Source organism: Micromonospora sp. NPDC007271 (assembly GCF_040634005.1).
Classification (GTDB): Bacteria; Actinomycetota; Actinomycetes; order Mycobacteriales; family Micromonosporaceae; genus Micromonospora.
Window position 1 is genome coordinate 38,154 of the sequence record NZ_JBEYER010000021.1, and the last position, 18,695, is coordinate 56,848.

The window sequence follows — 18,695 nt, forward strand, 5'->3', positions numbered from 1 at the left end:
ATCTCGCGCAGTAGGTTGAACCGGTGACCGGAAGGTTCCCGATCGAAGACGTCTCCCCCGTCGTCTCCTGCGGTCGCTACCCGGCCAAGGCGGTGGTGGGCGAGCTGGTGCCCGTCTCGGCCCGCGCGTACCGCGAGGGGCACGACGCGCTCGGCTGCAACCTGGTCTGGCTCGGCCCGGACGGCGTGGCCCGCCCGTTCACCCGGATGCGGCCCGGCGAGCCCGGCCAGGACCGCTGGCACGCCACCGTCCGCCCGGACGCGGTGGGCGAGTGGCGGTTCGCCGTGGAGGCGTTCCAGGACCCGTACCTGACCTGGCAGAACGCGGTGACCAAGAAGCTCGCCGCCGGCCAGGGCCCGGCCGAGCTGGCCAACGACCTGGCCGAGGGCGCCCGGGTGTTGGAGGCGGCCCTGGAACTGGTCTCGGCGGCCGACCGGACGCGGGTCCGGGAGGCGGCGGTCGCGCTGCGCGACGACGACCGCGAACTGCCCCGGCGGGTCGGTCCGGCCCTCGACCTGGCCCCGCTGCTCTGGGACCATCCGGTCCGGGAGCTGGTCACCACCGGCGACGAGTACCGGCTCTGGGTGGACCGCCCACGGGCGCTCTTCTCCGCCTGGTACGAGTTCTTCCCCCGCTCGGAGGGGGCGATCCCCGCCACCGTGGACGCGCCGGCCCGGTCGGGCACCTTCCGGACCGCGACGGCACGCCTGCCGGGCGTGGCGGCGATGGGCTTCGACGTGCTGTACCTGCCGCCGATCCACCCGATCGGCCGGATCAACCGCAAGGGCCGCAACAACTCGCTCACCGCCGGGCCGGACGACGTCGGCTCACCGTGGGCGATCGGCGCCGCCGAGGGCGGCCACGACGCCCTCCACCCCGACCTGGGTACGCCGGCGGACTTCCGCGACTTCATCGCCGCCGCCGCCGGGCAGGGCCTGGAGGTGGCGATGGACCTGGCGTTGCAGTGCGCCCCGGACCACCCGTGGGTGACCGAGCACCCGGAATGGTTCACCACCCGGGCCGACGGCAGCATCGCGTACGCGGAGAACCCGCCGAAGAAGTACCAGGACATCTACCCGCTGAACTTCGACAACGACCCGGAGGGCATCCGGGCGGAGATCCTGCGGGTGGTGCTGCACTGGGTCGGCGAGGGCATCCGCATCTTCCGGGTCGACAACCCGCACACCAAGCCGTTCGACTTCTGGCACTGGCTGATCGCGGCGGTCAAGCGGGTCGAGCCGGACGTGCTCTTCCTCGCCGAGGCGTTCACCCGGCCGGCGATCATGCACGGCCTGGGCAAGATCGGCTTCACCCAGTCGTACACCTACTTCACCTGGCGCACGACGGCGGCGGAGCTGCGGGCGTACTGCGAGGAGCTGGTCGCGGCGGCCGACTACATGCGGCCCAACTTCTGGCCCAACACGCCCGACATCCTGCACGAGTCGCTCCAGCACGGCGGCCCGCCGATGTTCAGGATCCGGGCGGTGCTGGCCGCGCTGCTCTCCCCCTCCTGGGGCATCTACGCCGGCTACGAGCTGTTCGAGCACGTGGCCCGCCCCGGCGCCGAGGAATACCTGGACAACGAGAAGTACGAGCTGCGCCCCCGGGACTGGGCCGGCGCCGAGGCGCACGGTCGCTCGCTCGCCCCGTTCATCACCACCCTCAACCGGGTACGCCGCGACAACCCGGCCCTGCACCGGCTGCGCAACCTGCGCTTCCACGAGATCGACAACCCGGCGTTGCTCTGCTGGTCCAAGCACGACCCGGACACCGGCAACACGGTGCTCGTGGTCTGCTCGTTCGACTCCCGTGAGGTCCAGTGGGGCAACACCACGCTGGACATGCCGGCGCTCGGCCTCGACTGGCACGACCGGTTCACCGTGCACGACGAGCTGAGCGGGGTCAGCTACGACTGGGGGCAGCGCAACACCGTCCGGCTCGACCCGTACCTGCAACCGGCGCACGTGTTCACCGTGCGGCGGCCCGCCGCACCGGCCGTACCCGAGCCGGCGACCGTGGGGCCGGCGGAGCTGACCGTCGCCGCCGTACCCGCCGACCTCTCCGGCGGCACCGCCCCGACCGCACCCGCCGTGGAAGACGAGGAACGATGGAGCAGCTGATCTCCGGCGAGGCGTACGACCCGCACGCCATTCTCGGCGCGCATCCCGCCGACGGGCGCACCACCATCCGGACCATGCGCCGCGGCGCGGCCGACGTGGCCGTGCTCGTCGGCGGCGAGCGGCGACCGATGAAGCGGGTGCACGACGTCGGCGTCTTCGAGGCGGTGCTCCCCGGCGAGGTGCTCGACTACCGGGTCGAGGTCGACGGCGCGGTGCACGACGACCCGTACCGCTATCCGCCGACCCTGGGCGAACTGGACCTGCACCTGATCGGCGAGGGGCGGCACGAGCGGCTCTGGGAGGCGCTCGGCGCCCGGGTCCTCGACCAGGGGGTGGCGTTCGCGGTGTGGGCGCCCAACGCCCGCGGGGTGCGGGTGGTCGGCGACTTCACCGGGTGGGGGCCGGACGACGGCTGGCCGATGCGCTCGCTCGGCGCCAGCGGCGTGTGGGAGATCTTCGTGCCGGGCGCGCCGGTCGGCGCCCGCTACAAGTACCGGATCCTCGGCGCCGACGGACACTGGCGGGACAAGGCCGACCCGATGGCGGCGCGCACCGAGGTTCCCCCGGCCACCGCCTCGGTGGTGCACCGCTCGACGTACGAGTGGGACGACGCGGCCTGGCTGGCGCGGCGGGCGCGGCGGCGGCCGCACCAGGAGCCGATGAGCGTGTACGAGGTGCACCTCGGCTCGTGGCGGCCCGGCCTCGGCTATCGGGAACTGGCCGAGCAGCTCACCGCGTACGTGACCGAGCTGGGTTTCACCCACGTGGAGTTCCTGCCTGTGATGGAGCACCCGTTCGGCGGCTCCTGGGGCTACCAGGTCACCGGCTACTACGCGCCCACCGCCCGGTTCGGCGACCCGGACGAGTTCCGGCACCTGGTCGACCGGCTGCACCAGGCCGGCATCGGGGTGATCCTCGACTGGGTGCCCGCGCACTTCCCGAAGGACGACTGGGCGCTCGGCCGCTTCGACGGCACCCCGCTGTACGAGCACCCCGACCCGCGTCGCGGCGAGCACCCCGATTGGGGCACGTACGTCTTCGACTTCGGCCGCCGCGAGGTGCGCAACTTCCTGGTCGCCAACGCGCTCTACTGGCTGGCCGAGTTCCACGTCGACGGGCTGCGCGTGGACGCGGTCGCCTCGATGCTCTACCTGGACTACTCCCGGCAGGAGGGGCAGTGGGTGCCCAACGTCCACGGCGGCCGGGAGAATCTCGAGGCCATCGCGCTCCTCCAGGAGGTCAACGCCACCGTCTACCGGCACCACGCCGGGGTGGTGATGGTCGCCGAGGAGTCCACCGCCTGGCCCGGTGTCACCCGGCCCACCGGTGAGGGCGGGCTCGGCTTCGGCTTCAAGTGGAACATGGGCTGGATGCACGACACCCTGCTCTACGCCTCGAAGGACCCGATCTACCGGCAGCACCACCACCATCAGCTCACCTTCTCCCTGGCGTACGCCTGGAGCGAGAACTACGTGCTGCCGATCAGCCACGACGAGGTGGTGCACGGCAAGGGCTCCCTCGCGGGCAAGATGCCCGGCGACACCTGGCAGCGGCTGGCCAACGTGCGGGCGCTGTTGGCGTACATGTGGGCGCACCCCGGCAAGCAACTGCTCTTCATGGGCTGCGAGCTGGCCGACGAGCGGGAGTGGAGCGAGGAGCGCGGCCTGGACTGGTACCTGCTGCACGACCCGGCCCGGGCCGGCGTGCAACGCCTCGTCGGCGACCTGAACCGCGTCTACCGGGCCACCCCGGCGCTGTGGTCGCAGGACACCGAGCCGGCCGGCTTCCGCTGGATCGTCGGGGACGACGCCGCCAACAACACGGTGTCGTTCGTCCGGATCGCCCCCGACGGCCAGACCATGGTCTGCGTCGCCAACTTCTCCGCCGTACCGCTGGAGGGCTACCGGATCGGCCTGCCGGCCGGCGGCGCCTGGAGCGAGGTGGTCAACACCGACGCCCACCACTACGGCGGGTCGGGCGTCGGCAACCTGGGCACGGTGCACGCCGAGAGCGTGCCCTGGCACGGCATGCCAGCGTCGGCGGCGCTGCGGGTGCCGCCGCTCGGCGTCCTCTGGCTCCGCCGCGACTGACCCTCAGTCTGGTCGGACCGGCGCCGGCATCAGGGGCTGCCCCAGAAGCAGGCCTGGGTGGACAATTGGGCCCACCACAGGTGGAGGGAAAACTGAGGGCAACGTTGGGTCGTCGGGTCAGATGGCTGGTCACCGCGGCGGCGGGCGTGGGGCTGACAGCAGGCTCCCTGCTGCTGTGGCGGATTCGGAAGGGACTGGAGGAGGAGAGCTGGGTCGTTGCCATCGTCGGCGGGGTGGTGGCGCTTCTGGTTGCCGTTCGCCCGGTGGTCGACTGGGCGCGCAGCACGCTGTCACCAGCCACCTCCACCCCCACCCAACTCGATGAGGCACAACAGAAGCTGGCCGACGTCGTGCTCGCCCAATGGCGGGACGAGGCGGCCGTCCGGCAGTTGGACCGGCCCATGCCGCTGGCGGTGGCGTGGCGACCGGCCGACCCGGACCTGATGGACCATCCCTCCCACGTGACCGCCGCCGAATTCCGCTTCGTCGGCCGTACCGATGACATCGCGACGATCGCCGAGAACTTCCGGAAGTTGCGCCGCCGCAGACTGGTGATAATCGGCGGCGGGGGAACCGGCAAGACCACCCTCGCCGTGCTTCTACTGCGTCAGTTACTGGCGACCCGCCGGTCCGGCGAGCCGGTGCCGGTGTTGTTCTCCCTGTCCAGTTGGGATCCCCGAGCCGAGGCCTTCCACGTGTGGCTCAGCCGCAAGCTGGCGCAGGACTATCCGATGCTCCGGATTCCCGGCTACGGCGGAAACGCTCCCGCGAGCCTCGTGCGGAGCAGGCGAATCCTTCCCGTGCTGGACGGGATGGATGAACTGCCGGAAGCTGTTCGCCCGCGGGTGTTGGGCGCACTCAACGCGCAGATGTCCGACGCGGACGGGCTCATCCTCACCTGCCGGACGAACGAGTATCGGGCGGCCATCGAGAGCCGGAACGAGGTGCTCAGCGGCGCAGCCGTGATCAGTCCCAGTCCACTCGCCGCCGCCTATGTCCGGCAATACCTGAACGCCTGCCTCAGCCCCGCCACGGCCAACGCCGACCGCTGGCGGACCTTCATGAGCCGCTTGCACTCGGAGCCCACCGGGCCGCTCGCCACTGCCCTGTCGACTCCGCTGACCCTGTGGCTGCTGCGGTCCGTGTACGTGGGCACCCGGCAGGACCCGACCCCCCTGGCGGACCCGGCCCGGTTTCCCACGCCACTGTCCATCACTCATCACCTCATTGACAACCTGGTGGAAGCCACCTTTGCCGCGCGACGGCCCGCCGAGGCGAACGGCGAGCACGTCGACAATCTCTTCCGGCCGCGACGGAGGTGGGGCTGGCGGAAGGCCCGGGAGTGGTTGGCCTACCTTGCCGTGCAGCTCGACGAGCGGAACGTCCGGGACCTTTCGTGGTGGTGGCTGCACTACGCGATCTTCCGTCGCCAGCGGAGAATCGTCTCCGGCCTGCTCGGCGGGCTACTGGGCGGGCTCACTGTCGGGCTGGCGAGTGCTCCCGCCTTCGGACTCGAGGTCGGGCTCGTCGTTGGCCTGACCGTCGGGATGAGCAGCGGACTCGCCGCCGGACTCACGATCACGCCGAGCGTGGAAGACCCGAGCTACGCGAACTTGAGATGGTTGCGACGAGCACAACACATCGTCCCGCATTTCGCGCTCTGTCTGTCGGTCGGACTGGCCGCCGGCATCGCAGCCGGCGCAGCCGTCGGGATGGCCCTCCGAGCTGCCGTCGCTCTCGCCCTCGGGCTCACCGTCGCACTGCTCGCCGGCGGCACCGTGGGCCTGATCGCCGGGCTGAGAGCCGAGGCGTCCGCCTATGCCAATCTGCGGTTGCGCGGACGGGTGCGGATTCTGGTCAAGTATCTGGCGATCGGCACCGTGGCCGGTAGCGTTGCGGGTCTCGTGGTCGGATCCGCCATCGGTCTGGCGTTCGCCGTCGGAATCGAGTTCGGGGTGGGGATGCGAACCGGCGTCGCCGGCGCGCTCGCGGTGGGTCTGTCGTTTGGCATCGCTTTCGGCCTGCGGGAGTGGGCGCGGCGACCGTTGAACTTCCCCCACCGCTCGTCCCCGGCCTTTACCCTGCGCGGGGACCTCACCTCGGCCGGACTCGTTCTCGGCACGATCGTGGCAGGCGTCGGCGTCACGTTCGGCGTCCCGTTCGGGGTGGCGTACGGCGCCTCGTTCGGGCTGGCGATCGGACTGACGGTCGCGGCCGCCTCCCGACAGGCCAGCATCATGTATCTCATCGCCAAGACGCATCTGTTCGCGACCGGGAGGATGCCATGGCGGCTCATGGCGTTCATGGAGGACAGCCACCGTCTCGGACTGCTGCGCCAGGTGGGAGCCGTGTATCAATTCCGCCACGCTGACCTTCAGGACCGGCTTGCCCGCACCTACGAACAGCCGCGCCGTTGAGCGTCGGTCGCCGGTCAGACCAGGCCCGCGTCCCGCAGCAGCTTCCAGAGCCCGGCGCCGTCCGGCGCGGAGAGCCACTTCTGCCCGACCGGGCCGGCGGACGGGCGGCCGGGCGGGGCGGGCAGGCTGCCGGCGAGCACCGACTGGGTGGGCGACAGCCGGCGGATCGCCACCCCGGCCACGTTGTCCGGGTGCGCGGCGGCGAACTCGCGGTAGATCTCCTGGTCGTGCTGCCCGTCGTCGCCGATCAGCAGCCACCGCACGTCCGGGAACTCCCGGGCCAGCCGGGCCAGGGTGGCCCGCTTGTGCTCCTTGCCGCTGCGGAACCACCGGTCGGCCGTCGGACCCCAGTCGGTGAGCAGCAGCGGCCCCGCCGGGTAGAGGTGCCGGGACAGGAACCGGGTGAGCGTCGGCGCGACGTTCCAGGCGCCGGTCGACAGGTAGAACACGGGAGCGCCGGGGTGGGCGGTGACCAGCCGCTCGTACAGCACCGCCATGCCGGGCACCGCGGCCCGGGCGTGCTCGTCGAGGACGAAGGTGTTCCAGGCGGCGAGCAACGGCCGGGGCAGCGCGGTGACCATCACCGTGTCGTCGATGTCGGAGAGGATGCCGAACCGGACGTCCGGGTCGAGGACGCGGACCAGGGCCTCGACCGGTTCGGCGTCGGGCACGCTGAGGCGTACGCAGCCCCAGCCGGGGGTGAAGTCAGCCTCGACGACGGTGTCGACGAAACCGCTGCGGTCGGCGGTCGCCTCCTGGCGTACGTCGCCGGCCTCGATGGTCACCTTGGCGTACTTCGCGGGCAGGGTGGCGAAGCTGCGCCAGCCGCGGACCTTCTCCGGCCGGGCCCGCTGCCGGACGTCCGGCCGGCCGAGCAGCACCCGACAGAGCACCCGCGCCCAGCCCGGGGCGCCGTAGCCGGCGTACGCGACGATGTTGATCTTCCATCCGGTGCGGCGCAGCCGGCGTTCCACCAGCCGGTGCACGGCGTCCTCGATCCGGGCGGCGCGGTGCAGCCGCGGAACGGCGAGCTCTCCGGCGGGTGTGGCTGGCACGCTGTCACCCTGCCACACCCGGTCGCGCGGGACCATGCGAGTCGACCTCGCGGATCCGGCCCGAGGCGGCCCGGCCTCGTGACAGACTGCGGTCGCAGGCGACGACGGGGGCGTTGGCCGTGGCGGCACCAGTACGGAGACCGGGGCGGTGGCGTCCGACGCTCGACCGCCCGGCGCTGGTCGCGCTGCTGCTCGGGCTGGCCGGGGTCGGTTACCGGCTGGTCCTGACGCTGTTCACGCTGCCCGGCTCGAACAGCGACGAGGCCACCTTCGGCCTCGCCGCCCTGCACATCGCCCACCACCACGAGCGGCCGGTCTTCCTCTACGGCCAGCGCTACATGGGCATGCTGGAGTCGTACCTGGCGGCCCCACTGGTCGGGTGGGCCGGGCCGAGCTGGCCGGTGCTGCGGCTGCCGCTGCTCGCGCTCTACGCGGTCTTCCTGTGGTTGGCCTACCGGCTGACCCACCGGCTCTTCTCCCCCTGGCTGGCCGTCTTCGTGGTCGGGCTGCTGGCGCTCGGCTCGGAGCGGGTGGTCCGGGACCAGCTCACCGTGGTGGGCGGGCGACCGGAGGTGAAGCCGGCGGTGGTGGCGATGCTGCTGATCGCGGTGGCCCTCGGCGAACGGCGGGTGCGGCACCGCTGGCTCGCCACCGGCGGGTTCGGGCTGCTCGCCGGGCTGGCCCTGTGGTCGGACTGGCTGATCGTGCCCTACCTGGCGGTGGCCGGAATGCTGCTGGTCTGGGCGGCGCCCCGGAACCTGGTCGGCTGGCCGGGGCTGCTGCTGGTGGCCGGGTTCCTGGTCGGCGTCGCCCCGATGATCAAGGACAACCTCGGAGCCCCGCCCGGGCAGGACTCGCTGTCGGTGTTCCAGAAGATCAGCACCCGGCCGGGCGCCCCGCCCACCTGGTCGGAACGGGTACACGGCGGGCTGCTGGAGGGGGTGCCGCTGGCCGGCGGCCTGTGCCCGTCGAGCGGCTGCCCGCGGTGGCTGACCTGGTTCGGTCCGGCCTACCTGGCGCTGCTGGTGGCCGCCGCCGTGCTCGGCCTGGTCGCGTACCGGCGGGCGACGGAGGCCCCCGCGCGGGTCCGGGCGGTCGCGCAGCTCACCCTGGTCGTCGGGGCCGCGCTGACCCTGCTCGGGTACGTGCGCAGCGCGCTCTCCGCGACCGACCCGCTGGGCAACGCCCGCTACCTGTCGGTGCTGCAGATCTCGCTACCGGCGGTGCTCTGGCCGCTCTGGCTGGCCGCCGCGCACGTCTGGCGGCGCACCACGGGCGTGGCGGCCCGGGTCGGGGGCGCGGCGGCGGGCGTCCTGCTGGCCGCGCTGACCGCGACGACGGTGGCGGCCACCGGGGCGTTCGTCGTCGACGCGCCGTCGATTCGGGCCGAGGAGCGGGGGGCGCGGGAGCTGGCCGACACGGTCCGCCGGGCCGGCCTGCACGAGGTGTACGGCGACTACTGGACCTGCAACCGGCTGATCTTCAACAGCGGCGAGTCGGTGGTCTGCGGGGTGCTCGACGGCAACCTGACGCCGGGGCAGAACCGCTACCCGGCGTACTGGAAGCGGGTGGGACGGGCGGAGCGGCCCGGGTACGTGCTGCGGGTCGGGTCGCCCGCGGAACGGACGTTGCGCCTGCTGCTCGGCGGCCGGGCCGACGCGGCCGTGGTCGCCGAGGTCGGCGACCACCGCGTCTACCACCCGCCGATCGCCCTGCGGCCGTGGCGCTGATCCCGGGTCGTACCCTGGGCCGGTGCTCATCCTGTTGCCTCCGTCCGAGGGGAAGGCCGAGGCCGGTACCGGCCGCCGGTTGGACCTGACCCGGCTCTCCCTGCCGGAGCTGACCCCGGCCCGCGAGGAGGTGCTGGGCGCCCTGGTCGCGCTCTGCGCCGGGCCGGACGAGGCGGCGGCCCGGGCCGCACTGGGCCTGAGTGAGGGGCAGCGCGGCGAGGTGCGCCGCAACGCCCGGCTGCGCGAGGCGGGCACCGCGCCCGCCGGGCGGATCTACACCGGGGTGCTCTACGAGGCGCTCGACCTGGCCTCGCTGCCGCCGGCGGCGGGCCGGCTGGCCCGCCGGTCGGTGCTGGTCAGCTCCGGTCTGTGGGGCGCGGTACGCCTCACCGACCGGATCCCGCCCTACCGCTGTCCGGTCGGGGCGCGGCTGCCGGGCATCGGCGCGCTGTCGGCGTACTGGCGCCGGGCGTTGGCCCCGGCGATGGCCACGGCCGCCGGCGGCGGGCCGGTGCTGGACCTGCGCTCCGGCGCGTACGCGGCCACCTGGGCCCCGCGCGGGGAGGTCGCGGAGCGGACCGTGACGGTCCGGGTGCTGCACGAGCGCGACGTGGACGGGGTGCCGACCCGGTCCGTGGTGAGCCACTTCAACAAGGCCACCAAGGGGCGGCTGGTCCGCGACCTGTTGACCGCCGGCGTCCGGCCACGCAGCGCCGACGCGCTGGTCGGGGCGCTGCGGGACCTCAAGTACACGGTCGAGGAGCAGCCGCCGGTAACCGGGCGGCCACGCCAGCTCGACGTCGTGGTGACCGAGCTGTAGCCGCAATTTTTCCTCAAGGCTCGGGCGCAGCGGTTCCGCCGGTGCCGGTGGCGGGTCACGGTAGGGGAACCCCGACGCCGACAAGGAGTCCCTCGATGGCCCCCGAGTCCACCACACTGCTCGACCGGCCCCGCCCGTCGTCGCCGGCCCCCACACCACTGGACTGGCCCACCCTGGCCGACGCGTTCGAGGTCGCCTGCCTGCTGCGGTGCACCCCGCCCCCGGCCACCGGCACCCGCCGGCTCGCCGACGAGACGTACCGGGGCGGAGTCGCCGAGTTCAACCGCGAGCACGCGGCGCACCGGATGCGACAGCTGCTCGGCCGGCTCGACGTGCCGGTGGAGCACGAGCTGGCCACCGGCGGCCTGCGCCGCCGCTACGAGCTGCACCGGCTCTGGGTGCCTCGGGAGAACCGGTCGGCGTACGCGGCCCTGCTGGAGACCGGCTGGCGGCAGGGTCGCCGGGAGCTGCTCGGCGGCCCGGTCCCCGGCGCCTCCCGCGCACGACAGATCTGGCGGTCCCGGCTGGCGGCGTCCGCCTGGCGCGCGGCGCTGCTGGCCGGCGGGCGGCACGTCCGCCGGCACTGCCTCGGCGTCCGGCTGGCCGACCGGGACCTGGCCGCGGTGCTGGTCCGGGGCGCGGCGCTGCTGGAGGTCCCGGCGACGCTCCGGCCCGGTGCCGGCTGTTTTCTGGTGAGCGTCGCCAACGGCCCGCACCGGATGCGGATCGTGGACAGCGCCGCCGTCGCACCGGCGGTCGCCTGCTGAGCCGCGCCGGCCGGCCGGGCAGCCTGGGGCGAACGGCCGCGGCAGCCGGCTGAGCCGCCCGGCCGGGGCCGGCTGAGCCGTATCCTCCGGGCGGCTGACCAGCCGGGCTTGCGTCATGGGCGGTGCGCGTCGCAGAGTGCAGCCCGTGAGCCGACACTGGACTACGCGTGGCCGCTGCCGGGCCGCTGGGCCGCTGGCCCTGGTGACGCTGCTGGTGTCGGCCCTCGCCGTGCTCGCCGCCTGCCGGGACGAACCGACCGAGCCGGTGCGGATCCGGATCGCCACGGGCAGCCCGACCGCTGTCTACCACGCCTTCGGCCAGTCGCTGGCCACCATCCTCAACCGCGAGCTGCCCGGGGTGCGGGCCAGCGTGGTGGTCACCGCCGCCTCCGCGCAGAACGTCCGGCTGGTCGGCTCCCACCAGGCGGAACTGGGCTTCACCCAGGCCGACGTGCTGCCGCCGCATTCGGCGGAACACCCCGCCGTGCTCGCCGTGGCCCGCGTCTACGACGACCTGCTGCACCTGGTGACCACCGCCGGTGGCCCGGTGCGGACGCTGACCGACCTGCGCGGACGGCGGGTGTCGGTGGGCGCCGACGGCTCCGGCACCGAGATCACGGCGACCCGACTGCTGGAGGTGGCCCAGCTGGGCGGTGACCGGGTGCGCAAGGAGCACCTCAGCCTGGACGACTCGGTGGCGGCGCTGCGCGCCGGCCGCATCGACGCCTTCTTCTTCTCCGGCGGGCTGCCGGTACGGGGCGTGGCGCAGCTCGCCGAGAGCACAGCCATCCGATTGATCGACCTGGGTGACTGGACCGAGCCGTTGCGCCGCGGATACGGGCAGGTCTACGTGACCCGGGACGTCCCCCGCTCGGTGTACGGGGTGGACCCGGTCAGCACGGTGGCCAACCCCAACTACCTGATCGTTCGCGCGGACCTGCCGGAGGCGCTGGTCCGGGACATCACCCGGCTGCTGATGGAACGCCGGGAGGAGTTGGCGGCGGCGCATCCGGCGGCCGGCCGGATGAGTCCCCGCTCGGCGATCGCCACCACCCCGCTGCCGCTGCATCCCGGTGCGGCCGACTGGTACCGGTCGACGAAGCCCTGACCCGCCCCGGCTGCGCCCGGCCGGTGGCCGTGACCGCGGTCGGTGCGCCGGCCTCGCCGTCGGGCGCCGGAGCCCGGCTCAGGCCCGGCCCGCCTCGACGGTGCCCGGCTCCCTGGCCGCCGGCTCGACGGCCAGGTCCTCCGGCGCCGGGAACCAGACCTCCGCGACCAGGCCGCGCGGCTCGCCCTGGCGCATCGTCAGCCGGCCATCGGAGGCGTCGACCAGCACCGCGACGATGGTCAGGCCCAGCCCGGCGCCGTCGACGTTCTGCACGTCCGGCGCTCGCCAGAACCGCTCGGTGGCCTGGTCGAGTTGGCTGGAGGTCATGCCGGGGCCGGTGTCCCGCACCTGCAGCACGATCCCGCCGTCGGCCGCCCGTACGGTCACCGTCACCTCTCCCCCGGCACCGCTGAACTTGACCGCGTTGTCGATCAGCGCGTCGAGCGTCTGGTCGATGGCGGTCGGCACGGTCCGGGCGTACGCGGGTGCCTCGGCGGTGTCCAGCCGCAGGGTGACCGACCGGTGCCGGGCCAGCGGCTGCCAGGCGGCCACCCGGGAGGCAGCCGTCTCGGCAGCGTCCACGATGACCCGCTGGTTCTCCGTGCGTTCCGCGCGGGCCAGGGTGAGCAGGGCGTCGAGCAACGTGGTCAGCCGGTCGGTCTCCTCCAGCGCGAGCCGATGCTCGGCGCGGCCGTCGGGGTCGGTCAGGCTCGGCCCCAGCTCCTCCACCCGCAGCCGCAACGCGGTCAGCGGGTTGCGCAGCTGGTGGCTGGCGTGCGCCACGAACGCCCGCTGCCGGTCCATCACGTCGGAGACCACGTCGGCCATGTTGTTGAAGCTGGCGGCGAGCCGGCGCAGCTCCGGCGGGCCGAGCCGGGGGCGTACCCGGGCGGTGCGATCGCCCTCGGCGATCTCATGGGTCACCGCGTCCAGCTCGGTCACCGGGCGCAGCACCCAGCCGGCCAGCCCGAACGCGGTGGAGACGCAGGCCAGCACCGCGAGCAGGCCGATCGCCGCGAGCAGCAGCCACCAGGCGGTGACCGTCCGCCGCACCTTGTCCGCCGGGGTGGCGGTGACCACCGCCCCGAGCACCTCTCCGCCGTCGTTGATCGGGACCGCCACCACGACCGGCCCGTCCATCCACGGCCACACCGACTCCGGGCCGCTGAACTGCTGCCCGGACAGCGCGATGTCCAGCGCGATGGCGGTGCCCGCTCCGGGCTCCCAACTGACCGAGGAGACCACGATGCGCCGGTCCCGGTCGACCACGGCCGCGCCGACGCCGTACAGGTCGTCGTAGGCGGCCAGCTCCCCGTTGATCGGACCGGCCCCGCCCCCGCGCAGGGCGGGCTTGGCGAGCGAGGCGAACCGGGTGGCGTCGGCCAGTCGGTCGGCGCGGATCCGATCGGCCTCCCGGGTGGCCAGCGTGGCCGCCAGGGGCGTCTCCAGGGCCAGCAGCACCAGGACCATCAGCAGCAGATAGCTGATCACCAGCCGGCGGCGCACTCCGGCCTCCTCACTCGCCGCGGAGCCGGTAGCCGACCCCGCGTACGGTCTCCACCAGCGTCGGGTCGCCGAGCTTGCCGCGCAGCGAACCGACGTGCACCTCCACTGTGTGCCGGTCGGCCCAGGTGGTGCCCCAGACGTCCAGCAGGATCCGGTCCCGGGGCACCACCACGCCGCGCTGCCGGGCCAGGGAGAGCAGGATGTCGAACTCCTTGCGGGTCAGCGCCACCGGGCGGCCGGCCACGCTGACCGTCCGGCCGCCCACGTCGATGCGGACCAGGCCCGCCTCGATCAGGTTCCGCTCCGGCGCGGTGTGCGCCGTGCGGCGCAGCACCGCCTCGATCCGCGCCTGCAGCTCCACCATCGAGAACGGCTTGACCACGTAGTCGTCGGCGCCCAGCCGCAGGCCGAGCACCCGGTCCCGTTCCTCGCCCCGGGCGGTCACCGCGATGATGCCGAGTTGGCTGCTGCGCCGGCGCAGTTCCCGGCACAGGTCGGTGCCGTCCCCGTCGGGCAGGGTCAGGTCGAGCAGCACCAGGTCGCAGGGGGCGGCGGAGAGCGCGGCCTCGACGGTGGCGGCGTGCTCCACCTCGTAGCCGCGCCGGGTCAGCGCGGACGACAGGGCGGCGGCCACCCGATGATCGTCCTCGACCAGGAGGATCCGCACCCGTGCCCCCATTCCGCTCGACGTACTGCCCTGCGAATGGTGGCAGACGTGGCGGCGGGAGGGGAGTGCCGGCCTCCGTCAGAGACCGAAGATCTCGTCGGCGGTGGCGTCCCGTACGCCGTCGACGAAGCCCCGGAAGCCCGGGTCGGCGTGGCTGGCCGGCACGCTCGTCACGTTCTCCCCGGTGGCCTGGGTGACGGCGTCGACCAGCGGCGGGAAGTCCGTCTCCGAGTCGCCGAAGGTGTCGTCGTCCGCCTGGCCGAGGTTGATCACCTGCTGGACGTCCTCACCGGGGGTGTCCGGATCGCCCACCCACTCCGCGCCGGCCTGGTAGCACTCGTCGTAGACGGCCCGCTGGCCGTCGGTCCACTCGTCGTCGTAGCTCGGCATGTCATTCCTCCCGGGGACCTCCAACCGAGCATGCCCGCTGCCGGCGGACGGGCGCGGGCGTACGCGGGAACCGGCACGACGCGGTGGCGGAACTGCCCGGCTGGCGGATCGATATGCTGCCTCGAGCCAATGGGCCTACACCTGAGAGGAGGAGCGGCGTTTCCTCCCGACCCAGAACGGCCGGGCTGCCACGCCGCAACACCGATGACTGACACCATCTTCGTCCACCCGACGGCCGACGTGGAGGAGGGCGCCAAGGTCGGCGACGGCACCAAGGTCTGGCACCTGGCCCACATCCGGTCGAGCGCGCAGGTCGGCGCCGGCTGCGTGATCGGCCGTAACGTGTACGTCGACGCGAACGTCACGGTCGGCGACCGCGTGAAGATCCAGAACAACGTCTCGGTCTACCAGGGCGTCACCATCGAGGACGAGGTCTTCGTGGGCCCGTCCGCGGTGTTCACCAACGACTTCCGCCCCCGCGCCCAGAACCCGGACTGGACCATCACCCCGACCCTGGTCCGGCGGGGCGCCTCGATCGGCGCCAACGCCACCCTGGTCTGCGGCATCGAGGTCGGCGAGTACGCGATGATCGCCGCCGGCTCGGTGGTGACGAAGGACGTCCAGCCGTACCAGCTGGTGGCCGGCAACCCGGCCCGGCCGAAGGGCTGGGTCGACGAGAAGGGCGAGGTCGTCTCCCGCGACGTCGACACCCCGCCGCACCGGGGCTGAACCGGCCCGGGGGCGACGAGCGGTGTGTCGTCGCCCCCGTCGGGCGTAGCGCGCCCGCTCAGCCGCAGAGTCGGTCGATCTCCCGGCGGAACCGGTCCATCGGGTTCGACCCGGCCGGCCCGAGCAGGTACTCCTTCAGTTCCCGCCGTGCCTCGGTCATCGGGTCGTCCGCCGAGCGGGTGACGGTGAGGATCTTCGCCAGCTCGCCGCAGTCCGTGGAGAGCAGGTACGCCGCGCGCGCGGTGGGGAACGACCGGCGGAACTCGTCCTCGGGCAGGCCGGCCGGGTTGGCCACCACGTACGGCCGCTCGCTCTGCACGAAGTCGGAGACCACGCTCGACACGTCGCTGACCAGCAGGTCGGTGACGTTGAAGCAGTCGAACAGGGCGGGGGTGCGGCCGGTGACCACCAGGTGCGCGGTGCCCTCCAGCGAGGCCGGGTCGTCCTGGCCGCCGGCGGCCCGGATCCGGGCCACGATCCGCTCGTGCACGGCGCGGGCCTTGCGGGACCGGGTGCCGGTCAGCGGGTGCGGCTTGTAGATCACCCGGAGGTCGCCCGCGGCCAGCAGCCCGGTCACGATCCGCTCGCCCATCAGCACCAGCGAGGTGTGGTACGGGTCGTCGTCCAGCCAGCCCTCCCAGGTGGGGGCGTAGAGGACGGTGAAGACGTGGTCGGCGGCGCCGGAGCCGAAGGTGTGCACCCCGGCGAGCTGCGGGCGGCCGACCTCCACGATGTCGCGGTCCAGCACTCCCACCCCGGCCCGGGCGTAGCGCTCCCGGCCCGCCGGCCCGGCCACCCAGACCTCGTCGTACACCTTGCTGTACGGGTTGACGCTGGCCTGCTTGTCGCTGTCGCCGTGGCCGACGAAGACGTGCTTCACGCCCGGCTCGCGCAGCAGGTGGATGTTGGCGCCGACGTTCGCCGCGTACAGGGCGACCCGGATCGAACTGAGGTCGAGATTCATGAAGTCGACGCCGGCCGGTACGCAGATCACCGGCAGCCGGGTGTCGGCCAGCTCCTGGAACGCGTCCTCGGCGCGGAGCAGCACCACCGCCCGGTGGCCGGCCGCCTCGACCGGGGCGAGCCACATGTTGGCCTGGTAGACGTCCTTGGCCGGGCCGGCGAAGTAGAGCGCCACCTCGGGCCGCTCCTGGGCCATCCAGTCGTGCACCGCGGGCAGCACCCCGGGACTCCGGCCGCGCCCGCGCAGCCAGGTGAGCGTCAGCACCACCGCGGTGACCAGCCCGGCGGCCAGGGTGACCAGCCCGGTCACCACCACCGGGGTGACCCGGTCGACCAGCGCGCCCGCCACCGCCGCCGGGACGAGGAGCACGTTGAGCAGCGGCAGCCGCAGGCCGGCGAGCCGCTGGGCCCAGGCCGGCGGCACCGGCACCCGGCGCAGCGCGCCGAGGTCGATGTTGCGGGTGAACGCCGGGGTGGCGGCCCGGCCCTCGACGATCCGGGTGAGGGCGGTGGTGCCCACGGCCACGGTCCAGAGCGCGGCCGGCAGCAACAGGACCGCGACGGTGGCGCCCGCCGCCGGGCGGACCGCGGTGACGATCAGCAGAACGACCGACAGGTCGCGGACGAGCCGCCGCCAGACCGGCCCGAGGCCGGCCTTGTCGACGAGTTCGTCGGTGTCGGCGAACCGGGTGGCGAGGGCCAGCTCACCGGCGATGACGACCAGTGCGGCGACCGCGTACGGGATCGCCTGGCCAAGGGCGGCGGTCAGGACCATGACCCCGTAGCCGAGCAGGGCCACGCCGGCGACGGCGACACCCTGCTGGCCTCGTACTCTGCTGAACAACGACACGCTCCCTGTCTGTCTGCTCACCGATGTCGATCAAGTCGGGCAGCTGCGACCTTAAACGGGGCAGATTACTCAAGTATTGCCGGGGTGTCGGGCGGGTGAACGGGCAGCGACGCCGCTCACGCCGGGTGCCGGCCGGCCCGCGCAACGCAGTGGGCCCCGGCCGTCGGACGGCCAGGGCCCACGGGCGGACGGACGGATCAGCCGCCGATGACGACCCGGCGGACGCCGGTCCAGCGGGCCGGGTCGGTGACCCGGCGGCCGTCGACCAGCACCGTGACGCCCGGCAGGTCGGCCGGGGTGAGGGTGCGGTACTCGGCGTGGTCGGCCTGGATGACGGCGGCGCCGACCGGCTCCCCGGCGTAGCCGGGCAGGCCGTGCGCGGCCAGCTCCTCGTTGGTGTACATCGGGTCGGAGACGTACGGCACGGCACCCCGCCTGCGCAGCGCCTCCACGGTCGGGAAGACGCCGGAGAAGGCGGTCTCCTTCACGCCGCCCCGGTAGGACGCGCCGAGCACCAGCACGCCCACGCCGGCCAGGTCGCCGTACGCGGCGGCGAGCAGGTCGACGGCGTACTCCGGCATGGCGGCGTTGGCCTCGCGGGCCGAGCGGACCACGGTGGCGGCCGGGTCGTTCCACAGGTACATCCGCGGGTAGATCGGGATGCAGTGGCCGCCGACGGCGATGCCCGGGGAGTGGATGTGGCTGTACGGCTGGGTGTTGCAGGCCTCGATGACCTTGGTGACGTCGACGCCGACGGTGTCGGCGAAGCGGGCGAACTGGTTCGCCAGGCCGATGTTCACGTCCCGGTAGGTCGTCTCGGCGAGCTTGGCCAGCTCGGACGCCTCGGCCGAGCCCAGGTCCCACACGCCGTTGGGGCGGTTGAGGTCGGCCCGCTCGTCGAAGTCCAGCACCGCCTCGTAGAAGCGCACGCCGTGGGTGGCGGACTCCTCGTCGATGCCGCCGACCAGCTTCGGGTAGCGGCGCAGGTCGGCGAAGACCCGGCCGGTGAGCACCCGCTCGGGGCTGAAGACCAGGTGGAAGTCGGTGCCGGCGGTGAGCCCGGAGCCCTCCTCCAGCATCGGCGCCCAGCGGTTACGGGTGGTGCCCACCGGCAGCGTGGTCTCGTAGCTGACCAGCGTGCCCGGCTTCAGGCCGCGGGCGATGGCCCGGGTGGCGTCGTCCATCCAGCCGAAGTCCGGCACCCCCTCGGCGTCCACGAAGAGCGGCACGACCACGACGACCGCCTCGGACCGGGCGACCGCGGCGGCCGTGTCGGTGGTGGCCGACAGCAGCCCGGCGGACACCGCCTCCTTCAGCTTGACGTCCAGGTCGGCCTCGCCCGGGAACGGCACGGCCCCGTCGTTGACCAGCTGGACGACCCGCTCGGAGACGTCGGCACCGATCACCCGGTGCCCCTTCGAGGCGAACTGCACGGCGAGCGGCAGGCCGATCTTTCCGAGCGCGACGACGCAGATGTCCATGT

14 protein-coding genes are annotated in these 18,695 nt (G+C 73.3%); 8 read left to right on the forward strand and 6 right to left on the reverse strand.

Going from position 1 to position 18,695, the window contains the following annotated elements:
• Positions 1–23: 23 nt before the first annotated feature.
• From ABZ570_RS10535 to ABZ570_RS10545, 3 genes are all read left to right on the forward strand, one after another.
• Positions 24–2,120, forward strand: coding sequence for a maltotransferase domain-containing protein (locus ABZ570_RS10535; RefSeq protein ID WP_358060059.1), 2,097 nt, complete (start codon positions 24–26; stop codon positions 2,118–2,120).
• A complete protein-coding gene (gene glgB / locus ABZ570_RS10540) occupies positions 2,108–4,210 on the forward strand; it encodes a 1,4-alpha-glucan branching protein GlgB (protein ID WP_358060062.1) in 2,103 nt (700 codons plus the stop codon). Before ABZ570_RS10535 ends, glgB begins: the two co-directional genes overlap by 13 nt.
• 80 nt (positions 4,211–4,290) lie before the next feature.
• Positions 4,291–6,627: a hypothetical protein gene (locus ABZ570_RS10545; protein WP_358060065.1), complete on the forward strand. Its 2,337-nt coding sequence runs from the start codon at positions 4,291–4,293 to the stop codon at positions 6,625–6,627.
• A 14-nt stretch (positions 6,628–6,641) separates the two neighbouring features.
• On the opposite strand, the gene ABZ570_RS10550 is transcribed toward ABZ570_RS10545, so the two are convergent.
• Positions 6,642–7,682, reverse strand: a complete 1,041-nt coding sequence (locus ABZ570_RS10550; RefSeq protein WP_358060068.1) for a phosphatase domain-containing protein — start codon at positions 7,680–7,682, stop codon at positions 6,642–6,644.
• Positions 7,683–7,801: 119 nt separating this feature from the next.
• On the opposite strand from ABZ570_RS10550, the gene ABZ570_RS10555 reads away from it, so the two are divergent.
• The 4 genes from ABZ570_RS10555 to ABZ570_RS10570 all read left to right on the forward strand — a co-directional run bounded on the left by ABZ570_RS10555 (position 7,802) and on the right by ABZ570_RS10570 (position 12,107).
• The gene (locus ABZ570_RS10555; RefSeq protein ID WP_358060071.1) at positions 7,802–9,412 is read left to right on the forward strand and encodes a hypothetical protein; all 1,611 of its coding nucleotides are present in this window, start codon (positions 7,802–7,804) and stop codon (positions 9,410–9,412) included.
• A gap of 22 nt (positions 9,413–9,434) precedes the next feature.
• Positions 9,435–10,232 (forward strand): peroxide stress protein YaaA, encoded by a 798-nt coding sequence (yaaA, locus tag ABZ570_RS10560; RefSeq protein ID WP_358060074.1) that lies wholly within the window; start codon positions 9,435–9,437, stop codon positions 10,230–10,232.
• A 95-nt stretch (positions 10,233–10,327) separates the two neighbouring features.
• Positions 10,328–10,999, forward strand: coding sequence for a hypothetical protein (locus tag ABZ570_RS10565; protein WP_358060077.1), 672 nt, complete (start codon positions 10,328–10,330; stop codon positions 10,997–10,999).
• A 145-nt stretch (positions 11,000–11,144) separates the two neighbouring features.
• On the forward strand, positions 11,145–12,107 hold the full coding sequence (locus ABZ570_RS10570) for a TAXI family TRAP transporter solute-binding subunit (protein ID WP_358060080.1): 963 nt from the start codon (positions 11,145–11,147) through the stop codon (positions 12,105–12,107).
• A gap of 78 nt (positions 12,108–12,185) precedes the next feature.
• Here the strand turns inward: ABZ570_RS10570 and ABZ570_RS10575 are convergent, their stop codons facing one another.
• From ABZ570_RS10575 to ABZ570_RS10585, 3 genes are all read right to left on the reverse strand, one after another.
• Positions 12,186–13,613 carry a HAMP domain-containing sensor histidine kinase gene (locus ABZ570_RS10575; protein WP_358060083.1) on the reverse strand — a complete coding sequence of 476 codons (1,428 nt, stop codon included), beginning with the start codon at positions 13,611–13,613 and terminating at the stop codon, positions 12,186–12,188.
• A 10-nt stretch (positions 13,614–13,623) separates the two neighbouring features.
• Entirely contained in the window at positions 13,624–14,292 is a 669-nt protein-coding gene (locus ABZ570_RS10580) for a response regulator transcription factor (RefSeq protein WP_358060086.1), read from the reverse strand.
• A gap of 66 nt (positions 14,293–14,358) precedes the next feature.
• Positions 14,359–14,670 (reverse strand): hypothetical protein, encoded by a 312-nt coding sequence (locus ABZ570_RS10585; RefSeq protein WP_358060089.1) that lies wholly within the window; start codon positions 14,668–14,670, stop codon positions 14,359–14,361.
• A 204-nt stretch (positions 14,671–14,874) separates the two neighbouring features.
• Between ABZ570_RS10585 and ABZ570_RS10590 the strand changes: the two genes are divergently transcribed.
• Positions 14,875–15,399 carry an acyltransferase gene (locus ABZ570_RS10590; protein WP_358060092.1) on the forward strand — a complete coding sequence of 175 codons (525 nt, stop codon included), beginning with the start codon at positions 14,875–14,877 and terminating at the stop codon, positions 15,397–15,399.
• A gap of 58 nt (positions 15,400–15,457) precedes the next feature.
• Here the strand turns inward: ABZ570_RS10590 and ABZ570_RS10595 are convergent, their stop codons facing one another.
• On the reverse strand, positions 15,458–17,206 hold the full coding sequence (locus ABZ570_RS10595) for a CDP-glycerol glycerophosphotransferase family protein (protein ID WP_358060095.1): 1,749 nt from the start codon (positions 17,204–17,206) through the stop codon (positions 15,458–15,460).
• Between the two features lie 203 nt (positions 17,207–17,409).
• The gene (locus ABZ570_RS10600) at positions 17,410–18,693 is read right to left on the reverse strand and encodes a nucleotide sugar dehydrogenase (RefSeq protein ID WP_358060098.1); all 1,284 of its coding nucleotides are present in this window, start codon (positions 18,691–18,693) and stop codon (positions 17,410–17,412) included.
• Between the last annotated feature and the right edge of the window lie 2 nt (positions 18,694–18,695).